Consider the following 18,156-nt stretch of genomic DNA (forward strand, 5'->3'; position numbering starts at 1 on the left):
TAGCGAAAAGCGCTTTTTAATAACCGATTATAAAGGATAGCGGCATGTTACACAATATGTGATTATAAAGTAAGTGTTTCCTCTTCTAATGAAATTATCGCGTCATCCCGAGCCGCTTCGCCAGCTCACCCAGCTCCTGACCCTTCAGCGCCCCCTCCACCAGGACAGGCAGCAGTGCCGGAGTACAGGCGAAGCAAGGCGTTCCATCACGGGTGAGCTGGGCGGCCAGCCGTTCATCATAGGAAGGCTTGCCTTCATCGGAGAGAGCCAAGAGCGTCATCGTCCGCACCCCGGATTCCCGCAGCTCACGCATCCGCCGGACCAGTCCGGCCTGATTGCCGTTCTCATACAGGTCCGATACGATAATGAACAATGTCTTCTTCGGCTCCTCGATGAACTGCTCGCAATACTTCACCGACTTATGAATATCCGTGCCGCCCCCGAGCTGGATGCCGAAGAGCATGTCAACAGGATCATTCGCACACTGCTCTGTCAAGTCTACCACCTCGGTGTCAAAAGCAACGACACGCGTGTTCAGCGCAGGGATACTGGCGAAGATCGAGCCGATCACCGACGCCCAGATCACCGAGCTGGCCATCGAGCCGCTCTGGTCAATATCCACAATGACCGTCCATTCCTTGCTGCGGCGGGCCCGGTCGAAATAGAAGAAGCGTTCGGGGATAATCATCCGCCGCTCCGCATCGTAGTGCTTCAGATTGCGTTCAATCGTCCGTTTCCAGTCCAGCCCGCTGAGCGAAGGCAGCGGGGAATGCTGCCGCTTGTTGAGGGCTCCGGTAACCGCACGGCGGATATCGGTCTCCAGCAGCTTGACCAGCTCATCCACGAGCGCCTGAACGAGCATTCTGGCGGTATCTTTGGTTTTCTCCGGGATTTTGCCCTTGAGTGCCAGCAGCGTACCGACCAGCTGGATATCCGGCTTCACTGCCGCCAGCAGCTCCGGTTCGAAGAGCAGCTGCTTCCAGCCCTTACGCTCCATCGCATCGGTCTGAATAACCGAGACCACATCCTCCGGGAAGAAATTCCGCACATCCCCGAGCCACTTGGACAGGTTAATTGCGGCATGTCCCGAGCCTGCGCCTCTGCCCTTCGATGCGGCAGCGGCACTCCCTTCTGCCTTGCCTGCACCTGTCTCATTGTAGATAGCCGCCAGCGCGGCATCCATAATCAACTCTTCCTCGCTCAAGATCCGGCCGCTGCCCGGGCCGAAGCCGGGCAAGGCCTCTTCCGCGTCCTGCCCCAGAATCAGCCGCCAGCGTGTAAGGGCGCTGTTCTGGTTCTCCTCCTTCAGCTCTTCATCACCCATCTACAGATCCCCGAAGTCAAAATCATTCAGATCATCCAGCATTTTGGCTTCCTCCTCCTTCAGTTCTCCTGTCAGAATCTCGGCGGCCTGCTCTGTGTTCACGCCCCACAGCTCACCCAGCAGCTCGGCGATCATCGTCTTCTCACGCGGGGAGAAGGTGCTGAACGCCCGGCGCAGGAAGACCAGCGCACGCTTGAATTCCTCATTTTCCAAGGCGTTGATATAGTCATTCAGCTGTTCCCACAGGCTCATCCGCGACAGCAGCCCATAGCGGTTACGCATGGACAGCCCTTCGAACCAGCCTGCCCCGAGGTCCGCCGGTATTCCTGGAGACAAGCGGCGCGACACCTCCGCCGCAACCTCCCCGGCAGGAATGGCTCCACGCTCCATCAGGATCGCGCAGGCGAAGCCCGACAGCCGCGGGTTGCGGTCATCCCGCTGCGCCAGCTGCAGCAGCTCCTGCAGCCACAGGGCCGTATCTGCAATCTCGCTATGCTCCTGCGAGATGTTGTTCAGATCATTCATTGCGCCGATCATCAGCGCCGCTGCTTCATCATTGCAGCCGCTGGCATCCAGCAGGAACAGGCAGCCCCGGCGGAACAGCTCCTCCAGCAGCGGTATGAACGGGGCCGTATCCACCTTGCGGATGTCGCCATAGCCGATGATCTTGGCCAGCTCCCTGGCTGCCGTGGCAATCGAGACAACATCCCGGCTGTCTACCGCTAGGCGCTGCAGTACGCGGCTGCTCTCCTCCATCTGCGTGGTCATGGCACATTCGCAGGCGGTGACAATCAGCGCAGATGCCTCAGAGATGGAGCTGCATTCCAGCAGCTTCTCTCGCAGCACATAGGCTGCCGCCACTTCAATGGTCTCCCCCAGCAGGGTAGACTCCACAATCTCAATCTCTACCTCCGGCGCCCACTGGAGTATCCAGTGCTCCGCCCAGGTCGCCCCGGACTGGCCGCTCGGCACATTCCGGGCGAAGTGGATACCGAGCAGCTCCAGCCGGTGGAACAGCACGGAGCGGTGCAGATCGAGATAAGCCGCTTCACTGCTTGACACCCGGCGGTTCTCACGCAGATCCAGCGTCAGGTCGCTGGCTACGGTCGATCTGTACTTCTCCAGCTTGTAGCGCTTCAGCAGCCGGTTCAGGTCATCCTGAATCGGCGTCTGGCTGACGCCGTCGGCCAGCCTTCCGATGTTCGTGCCAACATCGACCCGGGCCAGCGAATCAGCGATAACAGCCAGATCCCCATGCCCGAGCAAGGTCTGCGCGGCATCCCGCAGATCACGCAGCGTAGGCGCGCTTCCGCCGTGCAGCGCAGCCAGCGACTCCGCCAGCCGCACCGCTTCAATGACTTCAGCCGTGGAGCGGTGCGTCCCTGCTCTGCGCACCATCCGGGCCACAGAGGAGAGATAGAGATGGGGCAGCTCCTCAGAGCGGCCGGAGGCCATCAGCTCCCACATCATCTGGAAGTAGTGCGGAGCCGCATTACCCGCACCGTAGCCAGACATGGTAGAGAGCTTATAGTAGGAATAAGGCATCAGCGTCAGCTTGGTAGAGCGTGCAGGCAATGACGCCAGCTCCGCATCGCTCATCCCCTCCGAGAGATCGGCCAGTGCGGCGGCGTGGTATGCACCGCAGATCACAACAATCTTCTCCGGCAGATGCCCTTCGTCAATCTTGAGCTGAATCTGCCGCCGCATATAAGATTCTCGCAATGCGTTATATGCATATTCCCGCGGCTGCTCTGCGCGCTCCGTGGACTCCGACAGCTCCCGCATCTGTCCTGAGAAGGCCAGTATCGCGGCGCGGTAGGCACCGCTGCTGGCGTTATGCTCGTAATTACGCTCCCAGTACATATCATAGTCATGCTCACCGGCGAGCCGGGCAATCCGGCTGTATACGGACTCCGGCTCACGGACTTCCTCTTCCGCCGGTTCCCCCTGTTCCTCAGCCACAGGCTTCAGCTCCGGGCGTCCGCCGGCATCCTGCCGTAACGCATCCTGCAGCCCCAATGTTACAGAAGAAGGCAGGTCGATGAACTCTGCCTGTGCTCCATGCTCCTGCGCCCATTTCATCCCCTGATATTCCGGGGAATACACAGCGAACGGCCAGAGCACCGTCCGCACGGGGAGATCCTCGGTGAAGGCCAGAATAGCTACCGGCGGCTTTGTTACCGCATGGGTTAAATGACGGATCTCTCCGCTTGCATCTCTCGGCCCCTCAATCAGCACGGCGGTCGGCTGCAGCTCGTTCAAATATTCCAGGACATGTCTGGCACCGCCCGGAGACAGATGCCGGACTCCGAAGACATGAACACCGGCAACCGCTGCCCTGCTCACTCGTTCATCTCCTTGCAGGCTTGATAGAGTCCGCGCCAGTCCGCTCCTTTTTTCTTCATTACATTATCCAGATATTCCTTCCACACCAGCTTATCCTTGTCGTCATCCTTGACGATCGCCCCTTGGAGTCCCGCTGCCAGATCCTCGTCGGTCAGTTCTCCGCTCCCGAAGCTTGCCGCCAGTGCCATGCTGTTCGTCAGCAGGGAGATCGCTTCTGCCGTGGAGATTACACCGGCTGGAGTCTTCACCTTCTCCTTCTTGTCGAGGGTCATGCCGCTGCGCAGCTCGCGGAAGATGGTGACCACCTTCAGCAGCGCTTCATCTGCCGGAACAGCAGCCTGCAGCTCATAGGAGGAGGCGATCTCACCCACACGCTTCTTCACAATCGACAGCTCCGTCTCAAGGTCCGATGGCGCAGGCAGCACAATGATATTGAAGCGCCGCTTCAGGGCAGCGGACATCTCATTGACTCCGCGGTCCCGCGTATTAGCAGTGGCTATAATCGAAAAGCCCTTGCGGGCACTGGTCTCCTTGCCCAGCTCCGGCACGGAGATCGTCTTCTCCGACAGAATCGAGATCAGCGCGTCCTGTACCTCGGAGGCACAGCGGGAGATTTCTTCAAACCGGGCAATACCACCGTCCTCCATCGCCCGCATAATCGGGCTCTTGACCAGCGCCTCCGGCGTCGGACCATTCGCCAGGAGCATGGCGTAGTTCCAGGAATAGCGCACATGCTCTTCGCTTGTTCCCGCAGTCCCCTGCACTACCATGCCTGAGTTGCCGTAGATCGCCGCTGCCAGATTCTCGGACAGCCAGGATTTCGCGGTGCCCGGCTCCCCGATCAGCAGCAGCGCCCGGTCAGTGACCAGTGTGGCAACGGCCATCTCGATCAGCCGGGTGTTGCCGATATATTTCGGGGTAATCACGGTCTTGCCCGCCTTGCCGCCAGTAATGAAGGTGAGGACTGAGCGCGGGGACATCTGCCAGCCGGCAGGAATACGTCCGCTATCCTCCTTGCGTAGAGCTTCCAGCTCCTCACGATACAGGATTTCAGCCGGCAGACGCATGTAATCCTGAAGCTGACCTTGTTCTGTTGACATGTACACCTCTCCTTTATATATCCCCGTCCATCCGGGACAATCTCTTCCGTGCCGGTGACACTAAGTATATTGCAGACTTTACTGCTTACTTACTAGCTGGTCCAGTATATATTCCAGCTGGCGCTTGGATTCATATTTGAACCGGGGGGCGATCTCCTTCACCCGGTCCACATAGCTGGCAGGGAAGCGCTCCATCATCTCGAACAAGTAGTGGTCAAAGGTATACAAATTGCGTACGTTGTTCTCTTCGAGCGCAGAGATCAGCAGCTCCAGCCGCTCCGTCTCAGGCAGTTCTGCCCTCTCCAGTCCTTTAAAAATATTCGCGAGACGGTCATACGTGTACCGTTTGAGCGTACCTTCCAGCTTGCCCCGCAGGTAATTCTGCACTCCCTGATGTCCGGGCCGGGCGAAGACACAGGCCAGATTCATGGCATCCTGCTTGATGGACCATTCCAGCCAGCGCGGGTCCCATTCCGCAGCAACCTCTTCAGCCGACATGATCCGCCTGTTATATTGTCTGACGCCCGAGGCATCCCAACGCACCTCATAGTCCCAGTACAGGTCCACTGCCTGCTCCTCGATCGTATGGATCAGCAATTGCGAGCGCTGAGCCGCCTGCTTGGCCGCCTGCCCGATCAGCTTGGTCTCCGTGAGGGTTCCAGCGAACCGGTCGAACATCTCCTGCGGGCTGACTCTCCGCTTGGCCGCATGGAAATAATTCGGCAGATACCGCACGCTGCGCTGCGCCAGCTCTGCGAGCTCTTCCAGCGCGGCGTTATCCGCTGATTCCTGCTTGTACCAGGCCGCCTGGTCAATCAGATGAATCCAGCCGAGGGAAGTATAACGGTTATACTCCTTAAGAACATAGCTATAAATGGCATCCAGTTCCGCACTCTTTGCCTGGCGGAGAGCCGCCATGAAGGGAGCCAGCTCATCCCAGGCCTTCTCGGTGATTTTCTTATCGGCACTCGTCTCCGGTGCGGCCGTAAGCTCATCCATGAATAATGCCGTAAGCCTCGCATAGACCTCTGCAGGAGCCCCATACGCCAGCACTGCGGCTAACATCTCACGGTCCTTCTTCTGGAGGAACACCTCAATGAGCCGCTCTGCTCCCTGTGCCGTTCCACCCGCCGCCAGCGCTGTGTAGGCGGCTTCACGGATGATTTTCTTTTTGTCGGCAGACCACTCCAGCAGGAGTGCTGTATATTCCCCATACTCTCCCAGACACTTCATGGCCGCTGCCCGGATCTCATCACTACCGTTCTCGGCTGCTTGAACAATAACGTCCAGGTGACTGGAAGCGCCTGCTTGGGCAATGACCTCCAGCTTGCGGACCTCGCTCCGCCCCCCTGCCGGGTTGAAGCTCTCCAGAAGGTATCCGGCGATCTCCGGCCCATAAGAAGGCAGAATATGATTCTTCGCATATTCTGCCAGCTCCGAATACGGGTCGTTCAGCGCTGAGACAGCCAGCGGCAGCAGACGCAGATCCTGAAAGACTCCTTCCTTATAGGCATCCAATACAATCTCATATCTGCCGCTTCCGGTAGTGGTGAGCGCTTCAAGCACAGGCGCAAGCTTCCGGTAAGTCTGATTCGTCTGAAGAGTGAACTTCCGGACCGGCAAGAGTCCGGGCGTCCCATCCACGGTTGTCGTTCCCTGGGTGTACAGCACGGACTCCAGCAGCAGGGTATTCTCCTGCAACTGAATACCCGGGGCAGGACCGTCCGGACTACCCGGTTCAAGCAGTGCAGTGATTCCCTCGCCTAGCTTCTTAAAGACCGGTGACCGCTCGCCTAGCTGCTGAAATTGCGGAAGCAGCCGCTTCAGACGGAAATCTCCGGCCGCCAGCTCACTTCCGGCAATATACAGTCTTCTGTATTCCTGATGCAGCTCCTGCAATAACGCTGTGCTCATGGATTGTCCTCCCTAAGTGAATTTAATTCGTTCATGATACTGATCAGGTGCTCCAGTTGCCGCTTGGCCACGAACGTGTACCTTGGCGCCGCAGCTTCCAGCCGGGAACGGTATCCAGCCGGCAACCGCTCCATCAGGCGGGTCAGCGAATTGCTGAACTGGTTCGTCTGATCGAATCTGCCGCTCTCCAGTGCAGACATAAGCAGCTCCAGGCGTCCCGGCTCAGGAACTCCTGCACGTTCAAGTCCAATGAAGATGTTAGGAAGAACCTCGTCATCTCTGGGCTGCGGAGGCACCTTCAGCTTCTTCAGCAGATATTCCCGCACTCCCTTATGTCCCGGCCGGGCGAAAGTGCAGACCAGATTAAGTGCATCCCGCTGGATAAACCAGTCGAGCCAGCGCGGGTCCCAGGCGGCTTCAATCTCCTCAGCGCTCATTCGATCGAAGGTATCCTCAGCCTTGTAGTAGTACCGTGGCTTAGGGTTAATAATCACCCGGTCCAGGATGTCGATCAGAAACTGTTCCCGCTGCGCGGTATCCTTCTTCATGAAGGAGAGCAGCCTTTGCTTCAATCCCCCGGCGAACTGGTTATACAGCTCCTGCGGAATCATCATTTTACGGGCCGCCCGGAAATAATACAGCAGATAGTTGTAGTCACGCTCCGCCAATAACTGCAGCTCCCTGAGGCTGGAATCTGTTACTGTCCACTCTTTGTACCGCACTGCCTGAATGATAAGCTGCTTCCATCCCAGCGACTGGAAGCGGTCATATTCGCTGATTACATAACTGTAGATTTCATCAAGCTTGCTGCTCCGGGCACTAAACAGCGCCCTCATGTACTGCTGGATCTCCGCCCAGACAGCTTCCGTCTGCTGCGGGTCTCCATTATTCTGCGGGGCCTGGCGGAGCTTCACCATGAACAGGTCGGCCAGCTTCTCCGCGGCCAGCGCAGCAGGCAGGTTCGCAAGCACCTCGGCAACCATCTCACGGTCCTTCCCCGCACAGAAGGCTTCGTAGAGCCGCTCCGCTCCCAGTTCACTCGCGCCGGCCGCCAGCGCCGTGTACGCTGCTTCACGAATCGCCTTCTTCTTGTCAGCCGACCATTCCAGCAAAGCGGCTGTATATTGCTCATCCCCTGCCAAGCAAGCGATAGCAGCAACCCTGACCTCATCGCTGCCGCTCTCTGCAGCCTGGAAGACCGTATCCAGATGCCTGGCGGCACCTGCCTTGGCGATGACCTCCAGCTTGCGCGCCTCGCTCCGCCCGCCTGCCGGATTGAAGCTCTCCAGCAGGTAGCCGCTAATCTCCGGCCCATACGAAGGAAGAATATGCTCCTTCACATAGTCCGCCAGTTCCGAATACGGATCATTCAGCGCTGAGACCGCCAGCAGCAGCAGACGCAGATCCCCGAAGACGCCTTTCTGGAAGGCATCGACCACGATCTCATATCTGCCGCTGCCCGTCGTGCTGAGTGCCTCCAGCACAGGCGCCAGCTTCCGGTAAGGCTGAGCAGTCTGAAGCGCGAAGCCCCACACGGGCAGAGGGCCTGGGGTTCCTTCCACAGCTGTTGTCCCTTGGGTGTACAGCACGGACTCCAGCAGCAGAGTCTGCTCCTGCAATAGAACGCTGGGGGCAGGCCCGTCAGGACTGCCGGGTTCAAGCAACGCTGCAATGCCTTCACCGAGTCTCTTGAAGACCGGTGACCGCTCACCGAACTGCTGAACCTGCGGAAGCAGCCGGTTCAGGCGGAAATCTCCCGCTGCCAGCTCGCTTCCGGCAATGTACAATCTTCTATACTCCTGATGAAGCTCCTGTAGTAACGCTGTGCTCATAGACATGCCTCCTGTCAGTACAGCAGTCGAATGATCTCTTCGTCCTTAAGAACACTCAGCGGCTGGGCACGCAGACGTCCCTGGTCCAGGTCATGCTCGAACATGACCAGAACCGTGCAGTCCTCGCGGGCTCCCGCCGGAAGGAATGGCAGCAGCCCTACTGTGCCCTGCGGGACCGATGGGATATCCTCCAGGAGCAGCCGTGTTCCTTCCCCGTCGGTCAGGACATACTGGCCGTTCTCGGTAACGCCCAGAGATGATGCATGCAGCAGCATGACCGGCTGCTTGTCGCTCAGCGGGTTCTTGATCTGGTTCTTCACCTTCTTGAAGACTTCTGAATAAGAACGGTGAGCCATGGCGGCCGCCTGCTCAAGATCAGTACCCTGCACCGGTCTTGAAGACATGGACTCGTACCGGATACGGGCATTCATGTCCCCTGGATAGGTGTACAGCTGAGGAACCACGGCAATATCGAAGAAGCTGTCTTCCTCGCGCATCAGCTTCGCCGCCTTGTATGGGCGGTAGTTAAAGGTCCGGCGGATCTCACCGCCTTCCGCAGAGAGATCCAGCCAAAAGCCAAGGTCTACGAACTCCTGGCGGGCAGCATCGTTGTAGCTGTAGAAGGATAACTGCAGCAGCTCCGCCCCCTCCTTCACCAGACCATATTCCTTCAGCTCGCTAAGCTGCCAAGCATGGCCCAGCCATTCATCAATAGTGGATTCGTGATCGAGCGCAAGCTCCGGGTCCTCGCTCCGGGCCTGGAGATACGCCCGGCCCTTCTTGATAAATGCGTGTAGCCGTGTCAGCTGCTCCACCGCATATGTATAGTTCTGCTCCTGATCCTTGCCGCTGGACATCAGATTCGCGAAGCGGCGCAGCTCGATCTGGGCCCCGGACAGATAATAGTTCCCGAGCTCCTTCACATGCCCCTGAAGCGTCTTGGCCGCAGACTTGTCAATCGTGGACAGGCCACTGCGTACGAAGGAGAGCACCAGCTTCTCCAGCAGATCAAGCCCTTCGAGCTGTGCGTTGATTTTTTTCTTCAGGGCGGATTTGTTAACCTTCTTCGGCTTGGGGTCTGCCCCTTCTGCCGCCTGCTTCACCTTGTTCTCTTCCCGCTTCTCCGCCTTCTCGCGCTTCGATGCAATGTCTTCAGGAACCGGGGCAGGCGTGAACGTCTGGCCTTCGGTGTAGGCATAGAGCAGACCTAATGCGTGCTTGCAGGGGAATTGGCGGCTGGGGCAGCTGCAGCGGAAGACCGGGCTGTCTGGTGCGATGAAGTCCACTGAGCACTCATAGGGCGTTTTGCCGCTTCCGGCACATTTTCCGAACAATAGTTCTCCGTTCTCCGACTGATGGAGCTCCACAAAGCTCTTCTTGCGGACCAGCCCCTGGCCGTTCTTGATCGCAGCAGCATTAGGTGCAAGTGAATCGACGTACGTGGATGTTAGCTCTGGCAAATTAGATTCCTCCCGGCTGAATTAGGATGTAAGCAGAATGAATAAACGTGCATACGGGGCACAAGTATTTATTACCCAACTTCACATAAAACGACTACAAATAACATCACAAAACGACTACAAATAAGATCACATGTTTGCATTTATATTAACAAATCTTGGCGTCCGATCCAATAGAGTAACCGCTTTCAGATAGAAAATGGGTGATAGGTCCTAGATTCACTTCTAGTCAAGCTCTGTTCTAAGCGATATATGTACACTCTATATTCCAAGTGGAAACAGCATTGCCGTCCTTTTAAAGGACGGTACCGTTTCAGCGAGAAATAGAAGGATAATTTATTGTGTGCAACATATAAATTCTTATATTTGAACAAAAAAACGGCCAGCCCTCATAAGACAGCCGCCGTTCCTGCTTCCCCGCAGGGATATTTTATTTGAACCACCCTTTCTCCTTAAAGCGTGTAATCGCCTCGATCCGGTTGCCTACATCCAGCTTGTCCAGAATGACCGAGATATAGTTGCGGACCGTTCCGGTGGTGATATAGAGCTGGCTGGCGATCTCTTTCGTATTCTTGCCGTCTGCGATCAGCCCCAGCACTTCCTTCTCCCGCTCGGTCAGCGGATTTGCTTCCTTGCTGTAAGCCTCATCCATCAGCTCTGGCGCGTACATGCGCTTGCCGTCCATGACACTGCGGATCGACAGCGCCAGCTCTTCGCTCGGACTGTCCTTAAGCAGATAGGCGTCGACTCCGGCCTTGACCGCACGCTCGAAATACCCTGCCCGGGCAAAGGTGGTCAAAATCATGATTTTGCAGCTTTCCCCCTTCAGCGCTTCTGCCGCTTCCAGACCCGTCATGGCGGGCATTTCAATGTCCATAATACAGATATCCGGATGCAGTTGCTTCACCAGCTTCACGGCTTCTTCCCCGTTGCCCGCCTTACCGACCACCCGCATATCTTCCTCCAGGTCCAGCAGAGCCGATAGTGCTCCCAGCAGCATCCGCTGGTCTTCGGCTATCACGATTGATATCATTGCGCATTCACCTCCATGTCCGGCTGCTGCGACGCATTCGGCACCTTAATCACCAGTGTAGTTCCTTCATCCTGGATCACTTCCATCGAACCGTTGACGAACTCCAGCCTCTCCCTCATACCCTGCAGGCCATGCCCTTTATGATATAGCTTGGTCCCCTCAATTCCTCCGCCATTGTCCTTCACCTTGATGAGCAGATCGGTCCGCGAGGATTCAATCTGAATCCGGCAGAGTGAGGCCCCGCTATGCTTGACCACATTCGTTACCGCCTCCTTCATACACATGCTCAGCACGTTCTCGGTAATCAGCGAGGTCTGGGTTAAATCGGTGTTACCTTCCAGCTCATAATCAATCCCGGCAGCCTGAAGGAGCTGGCGGACCCGCACCAGTTCATCCTCCAGCCGGATGCCCCGCATCTGCGTAATCATCTCGCGGACTTCCTTCAGCGCACTGCGGGCCGTCATACGGACATCGTTAATTTCGATGATAGCCTGCGCCGGATTCTTGGTAATCAGCTTGCCCGCGAGGTCACTCTTCAGTCCAATCAGCGACAGTCGCTGCCCCAGCGTATCATGTAAATCACGGGAGATCCGCTGACGCTCCTCCATAATGCCCAGCTCAGAGATCCGTTTGTTGGCATCCTCCAGCTGCCCCTGCAGCTTATCCTGCCTGTTGCGGTTATACGTTGTGACCGGAAGCAGTACCACCGCAATGATACTGACCAGCACGAAGGGAAGCTGCGAGAGGAATACAGGATTGCGCATAATCAGCTCATAGTTAATCGCTACAATAGTCGTCAGCAGATGGATCGGATATAGGGTGAAGAAGGCTGCTCTTTTCTGAATATTCCCGATAAAAAAAGCCAGAAATAACGCAAAGTACATATACCCGAACAGCAGCGTCATCGTAATCGAGACCACCATCTGCACACTGGTCCAGAAATAGACCACCCAACCCCTCGACTTAAACGACAGCACGTAGCAGCCGAAGAAGACCATAATCATCAGGATGCCATACACCCAGCGGTCCGCCGTGGAGGAACGGAAGATGAAATAAAATGGGAGAATGTAAAAAACAACCCATACATAAGGGCTCAGTCCCGTGCTTTTATGAAAAATATGATGCCACTTCTGCATGTTAGCCATCCTTTTTGCCAGCAAGTTTATACCCCCATTTTAACATAAACCAGCCTACGACCGGCAACTTCCTTCACAGTAACCTGTGTATATTCTAAAAAGAAAGACCAGACCCGGCATCCTGCTCCCCGGATCTGTCTTTCTGCATGTTATCATGTTATCGCTTCTATTCGCTCTGGAATCCCGGCTTGATTACCTTAAGGACATCTGTGACGGCAGGCTCGTTCTGGCGCAGCCGCTGCTTCAACTGCTTGAAGCTGAGGAATACCTTATGCTCCTCATCCCAAAGGCGGTATTTCAGCGCTTCAAGACTGGTGCTGAGTGTAATGGTGGTTGCCTTTTGCAAGGGCGGGCTGGCATTGTGGGCCAATTCCAGATTGTAATTCGGCACCTTCGGGCTCAAGTGATGCACATGGTGAAATCCGATATTGCCGGTAATCCATTGCAGTACCTTCGGCAGCTTATAGTAAGAGCTTCCTTCTACAGCGGCGTTCACATAGCTCCACTCTTCATCATGCTCGAAATAGGTATGTTCAAACTGGTGCTGTACATAGAAGAGCCAGATGCCGAGGAAGCCGGATACGAATACGATTGGCAGCTGCACCAGCAGGAACGCCTGCCAGCCTATGAGCATAATAATCCCGGCGTACAAACCGACTATGGACACATTGGTCAGATACGTATTCATCCGTTCCTTGCGTCTTGCGCCTTTGGCATTGAACCGGTACTGGATAAGGAAAACAGCAATCGGTCCGATGACGAACATTACCAGCGGGTTACGGTAGATACGATAATAGAGCCGCGTGAGCGGCTTGGCAGCCACATATTCATCCACTGTCATGATCCAGATATCCCCGATGCCTCTTTTGTCGAGATTGCTGCTTCCGGCATGATGAATCGAATGACTGTGCTTCCACTGACGGTAAGGGACCAAGGTAAGCACGCCTGTGATGGTGCCGAGAATATCATTGGCCTTACGGTTCTTGAAGAACGACCCGTGGCAGCAGTCATGAAAAATAATAAAGGTACGGATGACAAAGCCTGCAGCCGGAATAGCGAACAGCAGCGTCAGCCAGTAGGACACGGATAAGCTGAAATAGGCTGCAGTCCATAGCAGCACCAGCGGCCCAAGCGTATTAATGAGCTGTTTTATGCTCGTGTTGCGGTCTGTTTTCTCGTAAGGGGCTACGCTTTTCTTCAATGTAGAGAGCTGGGGTATCTGGTTGTTGGTCATCGGGATCGGTTCCTCCTCGGATGCATCCATTCAAGGATACTTCTTATATTTACAGTATAAAGAAAGAAGTGTCATCCCCGTAAGTCATAAATATCAACTCTGACATATGACAAATGTCATACTCGGCTCTGAAGTACTTCTCTGCCCGCCTCCTTCGTTCTGAGCAGCGGCAGCATAATCATCACCGCAATCAAGAACAGTACACCGCTCCCGGTGAAGACTGTGGATAAGGAGAGCATACCTTTTGCATAGCCGGCTACAGACATTCCGATCACCATGAAGCCCATGAACATCGGCCCCATAATGCCGCCCACCCTGCCCATATAAGCAGTGTCCGTATGACGGAGCAACAGAGTATTGATACCGATATGAATACAAGGGTAAAAGAAGCCGCTAACCGTCTGGAGCGCCAGCGTCAGCGCTGTATGATGCGACCAGCCTACTCCTACCGTTGCGGCCGCACTGATCAGCAGGCCTAGGGATAACATTGTCTGCGGCTTCATAGTTTTGCCTTTACTCATAATAAACATTCCGCCCAGCAGCATCGCCGCTCCATTCGCCATCATTACCCACTGCAGGAAGCCTTTGTCTCTGCCCAGATTCTCCATAATGATGAAGACGCCCAGCGGCTGAACCAGTCCGGCGGCAAGCCCGGCGAAGGCAAAGGTTACTCCAAGGTTCTTCAGCACCCGGCTTGCACGCACATAATTCAGTCCGGATAGCATCTCCGCCAGGAACCCGCTGCGGGCCTGTCCGGTCTCCTCCATCCGGTCAGCGGGCAGCTTGACCAGAATGAGCGCCGAGCCGATGAACATCCCGCCCATCACAGCAAGTGAGGCCTCAATGCCGTAATGACTATAGATGAAGGTGCCGATAACCGGACCAATAACCATGAAGAACGCCGTAAGCGACTGAAACATAGCCATTACACTCTGCAACTTCTCTTCAGGCACATGCTGCTTGAGCAGCTTCATCGCCGAGGGCTGTGAGAACTGGGACAGGATAGCCGACACCAGCGTTGCGAACAACAAGGCCCGCCATGAGCCTGACATGACCACCAGCAGCACAACAAAGATTGAGCAAGCGGACAACAGATCGCTAACAATCATGGTCCTTTTGGGCCGCCAGCGGTCTGCGAAGGTTCCTCCGATGATCGCGAACAGAAAGAGCGGGCCGTATTCAGCCACCGAAATGAGCGAGACATAATAAGGATCATTCTGCGTAATCTCCGTCACATACAGCAGAATCGCAAAATTCCGCACCCACACCCCGAGCTGCAATAGTACATTCGACAGCATAATAGTCCGTACATACTTGTTACTTAACACGTTAACATCCTCCATTATTCAAAATAGACTAAATAGATATGTATCTAATATTCTTACTAATATATAGACTTTAATTGTATTTGTCTAGTTATTTATAGATGTTATTCTATCTGTCTATTTTTTACCGAATTACTGCTTTCTATTTTCGAAATAGAATTTATAGGGCATTCTACTTGTGCTTGGGTGTTGTTTCGTATCCTGCTTAAACAGCGGAGCGGACGGAACGACCCGCGTAAAAGCGAAAGAGGCTGCCTTTGTGCCCGGCTTTTCACCGCTAAAGAGAACAAATAAAATCTGGGGACAAGAGCGTTTGGGACAAACCATTTCATTTCCCCGTATCGCCCGCTTCCGGCGCATTCAACAGGATTTATCCCTTTCAGCAAACGACAAGAAGCACCTAAGTCTCCTTAGGCGCTTACGCGTATCTTGTGTCTATGTAGATGTTGGTCCCCCCTGGCTAAGCCTGCTTCACATGCTCCTCGCGGTACTCTGTGGGGGTCTTGCCGGTCGCTTTTTTGAATACCTGAGTGAAGTATCTCGGGTCCTGATAGCCGACCAGCGGCGCGACCTGATAGACCTTCACATTGCTGCTGCGCAGGATGTACTTGGCGTTCTCCATCCGGCAGTGGGTAACGAATTCGAGGAATGTGTAGCCGGAGATTTGCTTGAACAGAGTGCAGAAATGGCTGATGCTGAGATCGGCCACCTCGGATACCTCCTCGATGCTGAGATCCTTATGGTAATTGGATTCAATGTACCGCTGAACCTTATCAATGATGCTCCGGCCGTCTTCCCGGGCAGCGGTCTTATGACTCTGCTCCAGCCAGTCGCGGAAGGTGGACTTCAGGACATTCATCATGTCCGGCAGTGTGCCGAGTCCGTTCAGCTTGCTGAGCAGCCCTTCAATGGACCAGTCATTATGGGTATTCAGATGTGCGAACTGCCGGTACAGCACCACACTCATCTCAATCATCAGGCGCTCGGCCAGCGGCTGGGGCAGACTTTGGGCTTCAATGAAGAGGGACATCTCGTCAAAAAGAGTAAGCATCCGCTCCAGGTTCAACGTGCGGATGCACTCAATTAAGGACAGCTCCAGCTCCTTCGGATACTGCACCTCACGGTTGCCAGCCGCCACTGCCTCCTCTTCCAGGAAGACTCCGGCCTGGCCGGAATAGAAGCGCTGGTACAGCGCCTGGGAGGCTAACGGGTAGACCGTGCTAAGCTGATCAATCCCGCTGGTGCTTCTGCTGATGCCGACAGAGCAGTTCAGCTTGGAGTAGCGCTTGATCCCGGCAATGAGCTGCTCCCCGAGTGCCCGCTTGCTGTTATTTAGGCTAGCCGGGAAGAGCAGAATCCATTCCCCGTTATAGAACGGGAAGATGGACAATGCCCCGTTCTCGAGCGACCACTCCTCCAGGATATTGCGCACGGCAAACAGCCACAGATGCTTCTCTTCAGCGCTCCATTTCGCCGTCAGCGCGGCGTAGTCGTCCAGACGGACCACGGCCATGAAGTATTCGCCTTCCAGCTCGCTGTTCTCCAGCCATTTGAGATGCTGAAGCGGGCGCGGGTTGCCCAGCGTGAATTCGGCCAGCATACGCTCGCGGGCCAGCAGCGACAGGGTCTGCACCGAGAGCATCAGCTGCTCGTTCTCCTTCTGGCGGTCCAGGCGCTCCCTGGCCCGCTTAAGCATCTCCACCAGCTCGTCATGGTCGATTGGCTTCAGCAAATAATCAAAGGCCCCCAGCCGCAGAGCTTCCCTGGCATATTCGAACTCCCCGTAGCCGCTAATGAAGATGAAGATCAGCTTGGCGCTGCGCGGCAGCACCTCCTTCATTAGCGTGATCCCGTCAATCACCGGCATGCGGATGTCACTGATAATGATGTGCGGTGCGGTCTGCTGAATCTGCTGCAAGGCGGCCTCGCCGTTCTTCGCTTCTCCCACAATGGTCAGGCCCAGCTCATCCCATGGAATCGCAACCTTCAGGCTACGCAGTATAATTGGCTCATCATCTACGAGCAGTACCTTATATTTCTCCTGCTGTTCCTTCATCTACTACACCCCCCAGGCTTATTGACCCGAAGAACTCCGGATCAGATTCCAATACTGTTTGGATGCATCCTGCAGCTGCTGCAGGGCCTGCTCCGCCTTCAGCCCTCCGTCAATCATCTCTTCAATGACACTGAGGAAGGTCTTCTTCACTTCAGGCGATAACAGATTGTCATACGGGACGAAGCTCTGCTGATTCTCCTCCATCAAATCCATCACCTGGGCGAAGACCGGTCCGGTCTTCTCCGGGTCAAATGCAATCCGCATCGACGGAATCCGGAGCCCCTCATAGACAATTCGCGTCTGAATCTCTTTCGTATAGAAGCCCTTCATCAATTCCAGAGCCGCTGTACGCTTCGCTCCGGTGAGGCTTGAAGACAGCCCGATGCCGATTGTATACCCTCCGGCGATGGACGGCTCTGACCCGGCCTCCCGCGCAGGGAAGGGCATGACTCCAACCCGGCTCTGGAAATCGTCCGGTGCATTGTCTCCCGAGAATAAATTGATATCCCAGTTGCCGTTCAGGTACATGGCTGCCCTGCCTTCAGTGAACAGACGGACCGCCCCCTCAGTAGAGGTATCGTTAGAGTCTTCACTGAAATAGCCTGCCTCCACCCATCTGTTCAGGTGCCGGAACGCTTCCAGGTAGCCGCTGCTGCGGAAGCTCGACCTATCCTCGCCCGTTACCAGCTTCTGAATCAGGTCCGGTCCGGCGTAGCGGTCCATCAGATAATGTGCGAATATCCCCGCAGGCCAGCGGTCTTCGTTCCCCAACGCAAACGGGATATACCCCGCTGCCTTCAGCTTCGCCATCACCGTATCCAGCTCGGCCAACGTAGCCGGAGTGTTAATGCCTAGCTTGGTGAAGATTTTTTTATTGTAATAGAGCGGTTCCGCATTACCCTCAATCGGCAGTCCGTAGATATGCTTATTGAACGTCCAGAGATGTAGATCCTTGAACTGGTTGCTGAGACCGTTCTCTACAGTGAAATCAGTCAGATCCATCAGCCGGTCTGAACGCACATAAGGCTCAATCTCCGCCCCGCCGAACAGAACGAACATATCGGGCGGTGTACCGGTTACCATCTCACTCTTCAGCTTCTGCTCGCGGTGTATATTCTGATCCAGTCCCTCGAAGTTCACCTTCACATTCGGATGGCTCTCCTGGTAGCTGCGCACAACCTCCTCGAAGATCGCCAGCAGCGGCCGGTCATGCTCCTTGATCCAGAAGTGCCGGAAGGTTAGTGTGATCTTCTCGGGCGAGGTATCTTCAATTTGCTCCCGGTCCTCCTGCATAATGAACCATACGGCGCCGGACATCAGCACAATATAGAGGAGAATCCATCCCCAGTTGGTCAACCATCTAAGCACATGCCGCTGGTCCTTCATTTGGCTTCTC

At 55.5% G+C, this 18,156-nt stretch carries 12 protein-coding genes; all 12 read right to left on the reverse strand.

Annotated elements, in window-relative coordinates; translation table 11 throughout:
* Positions 1-94 precede the first annotated feature (94 nt).
* Complete coding sequence (locus C162_RS11235; RefSeq protein WP_036694404.1) at positions 95-1,324, reverse strand: VWA domain-containing protein; 1,230 nt, start codon at positions 1,322-1,324, stop codon at positions 95-97.
* On the reverse strand, positions 1,325-3,670 hold the full coding sequence (locus tag C162_RS11240) for a DUF5682 family protein (RefSeq protein ID WP_036694405.1): 2,346 nt from the start codon (positions 3,668-3,670) through the stop codon (positions 1,325-1,327). It lies immediately after the preceding gene.
* On the reverse strand, positions 3,667-4,770 hold the full coding sequence (locus C162_RS11245) for an AAA family ATPase (RefSeq protein ID WP_036694406.1): 1,104 nt from the start codon (positions 4,768-4,770) through the stop codon (positions 3,667-3,669). Before C162_RS11245 ends, C162_RS11240 begins: the two co-directional genes overlap by 4 nt.
* Before the next feature lie 78 nt (positions 4,771-4,848).
* A complete protein-coding gene (locus tag C162_RS11250) occupies positions 4,849-6,684 on the reverse strand; it encodes a HEAT repeat domain-containing protein (protein ID WP_036694408.1) in 1,836 nt (611 codons plus the stop codon).
* Positions 6,681-8,516, reverse strand: coding sequence for a hypothetical protein (locus C162_RS11255; protein WP_036694409.1), 1,836 nt, complete (start codon positions 8,514-8,516; stop codon positions 6,681-6,683). The genes C162_RS11250 and C162_RS11255 overlap by 4 nt, the downstream gene beginning before the upstream one ends.
* Positions 8,517-8,530: 14 nt before the next feature.
* Entirely contained in the window at positions 8,531-9,976 is a 1,446-nt protein-coding gene (locus C162_RS11260; protein WP_036694410.1) for an SWIM zinc finger family protein, read from the reverse strand.
* A 430-nt stretch (positions 9,977-10,406) separates the two neighbouring features.
* The gene (locus C162_RS11265; RefSeq protein WP_036694411.1) at positions 10,407-11,009 is read right to left on the reverse strand and encodes a response regulator transcription factor; all 603 of its coding nucleotides are present in this window, start codon (positions 11,007-11,009) and stop codon (positions 10,407-10,409) included.
* Positions 11,006-12,145, reverse strand: coding sequence for a sensor histidine kinase (locus tag C162_RS11270; protein WP_036694412.1), 1,140 nt, complete (start codon positions 12,143-12,145; stop codon positions 11,006-11,008). Before C162_RS11270 ends, C162_RS11265 begins: the two co-directional genes overlap by 4 nt.
* A gap of 166 nt (positions 12,146-12,311) precedes the next feature.
* A complete protein-coding gene (locus tag C162_RS11275; protein ID WP_036694566.1) occupies positions 12,312-13,379 on the reverse strand; it encodes a fatty acid desaturase in 1,068 nt (355 codons plus the stop codon).
* A gap of 116 nt (positions 13,380-13,495) precedes the next feature.
* Entirely contained in the window at positions 13,496-14,707 is a 1,212-nt protein-coding gene (locus C162_RS11280) for an MFS transporter (RefSeq protein ID WP_156949608.1), read from the reverse strand.
* Between the two features lie 457 nt (positions 14,708-15,164).
* Complete coding sequence (locus tag C162_RS11285; protein WP_036694414.1) at positions 15,165-16,760, reverse strand: response regulator; 1,596 nt, start codon at positions 16,758-16,760, stop codon at positions 15,165-15,167.
* Positions 16,761-16,778: 18 nt separating this feature from the next.
* Complete coding sequence (locus C162_RS11290; RefSeq protein WP_036694415.1) at positions 16,779-18,146, reverse strand: ABC transporter substrate-binding protein; 1,368 nt, start codon at positions 18,144-18,146, stop codon at positions 16,779-16,781.
* Between the last annotated feature and the right edge of the window lie 10 nt (positions 18,147-18,156).

Source organism: Paenibacillus sp. FSL R7-269, from assembly GCF_000517865.1.
Lineage (GTDB): Bacteria > Bacillota > Bacilli > Paenibacillales > Paenibacillaceae > Paenibacillus_AQ.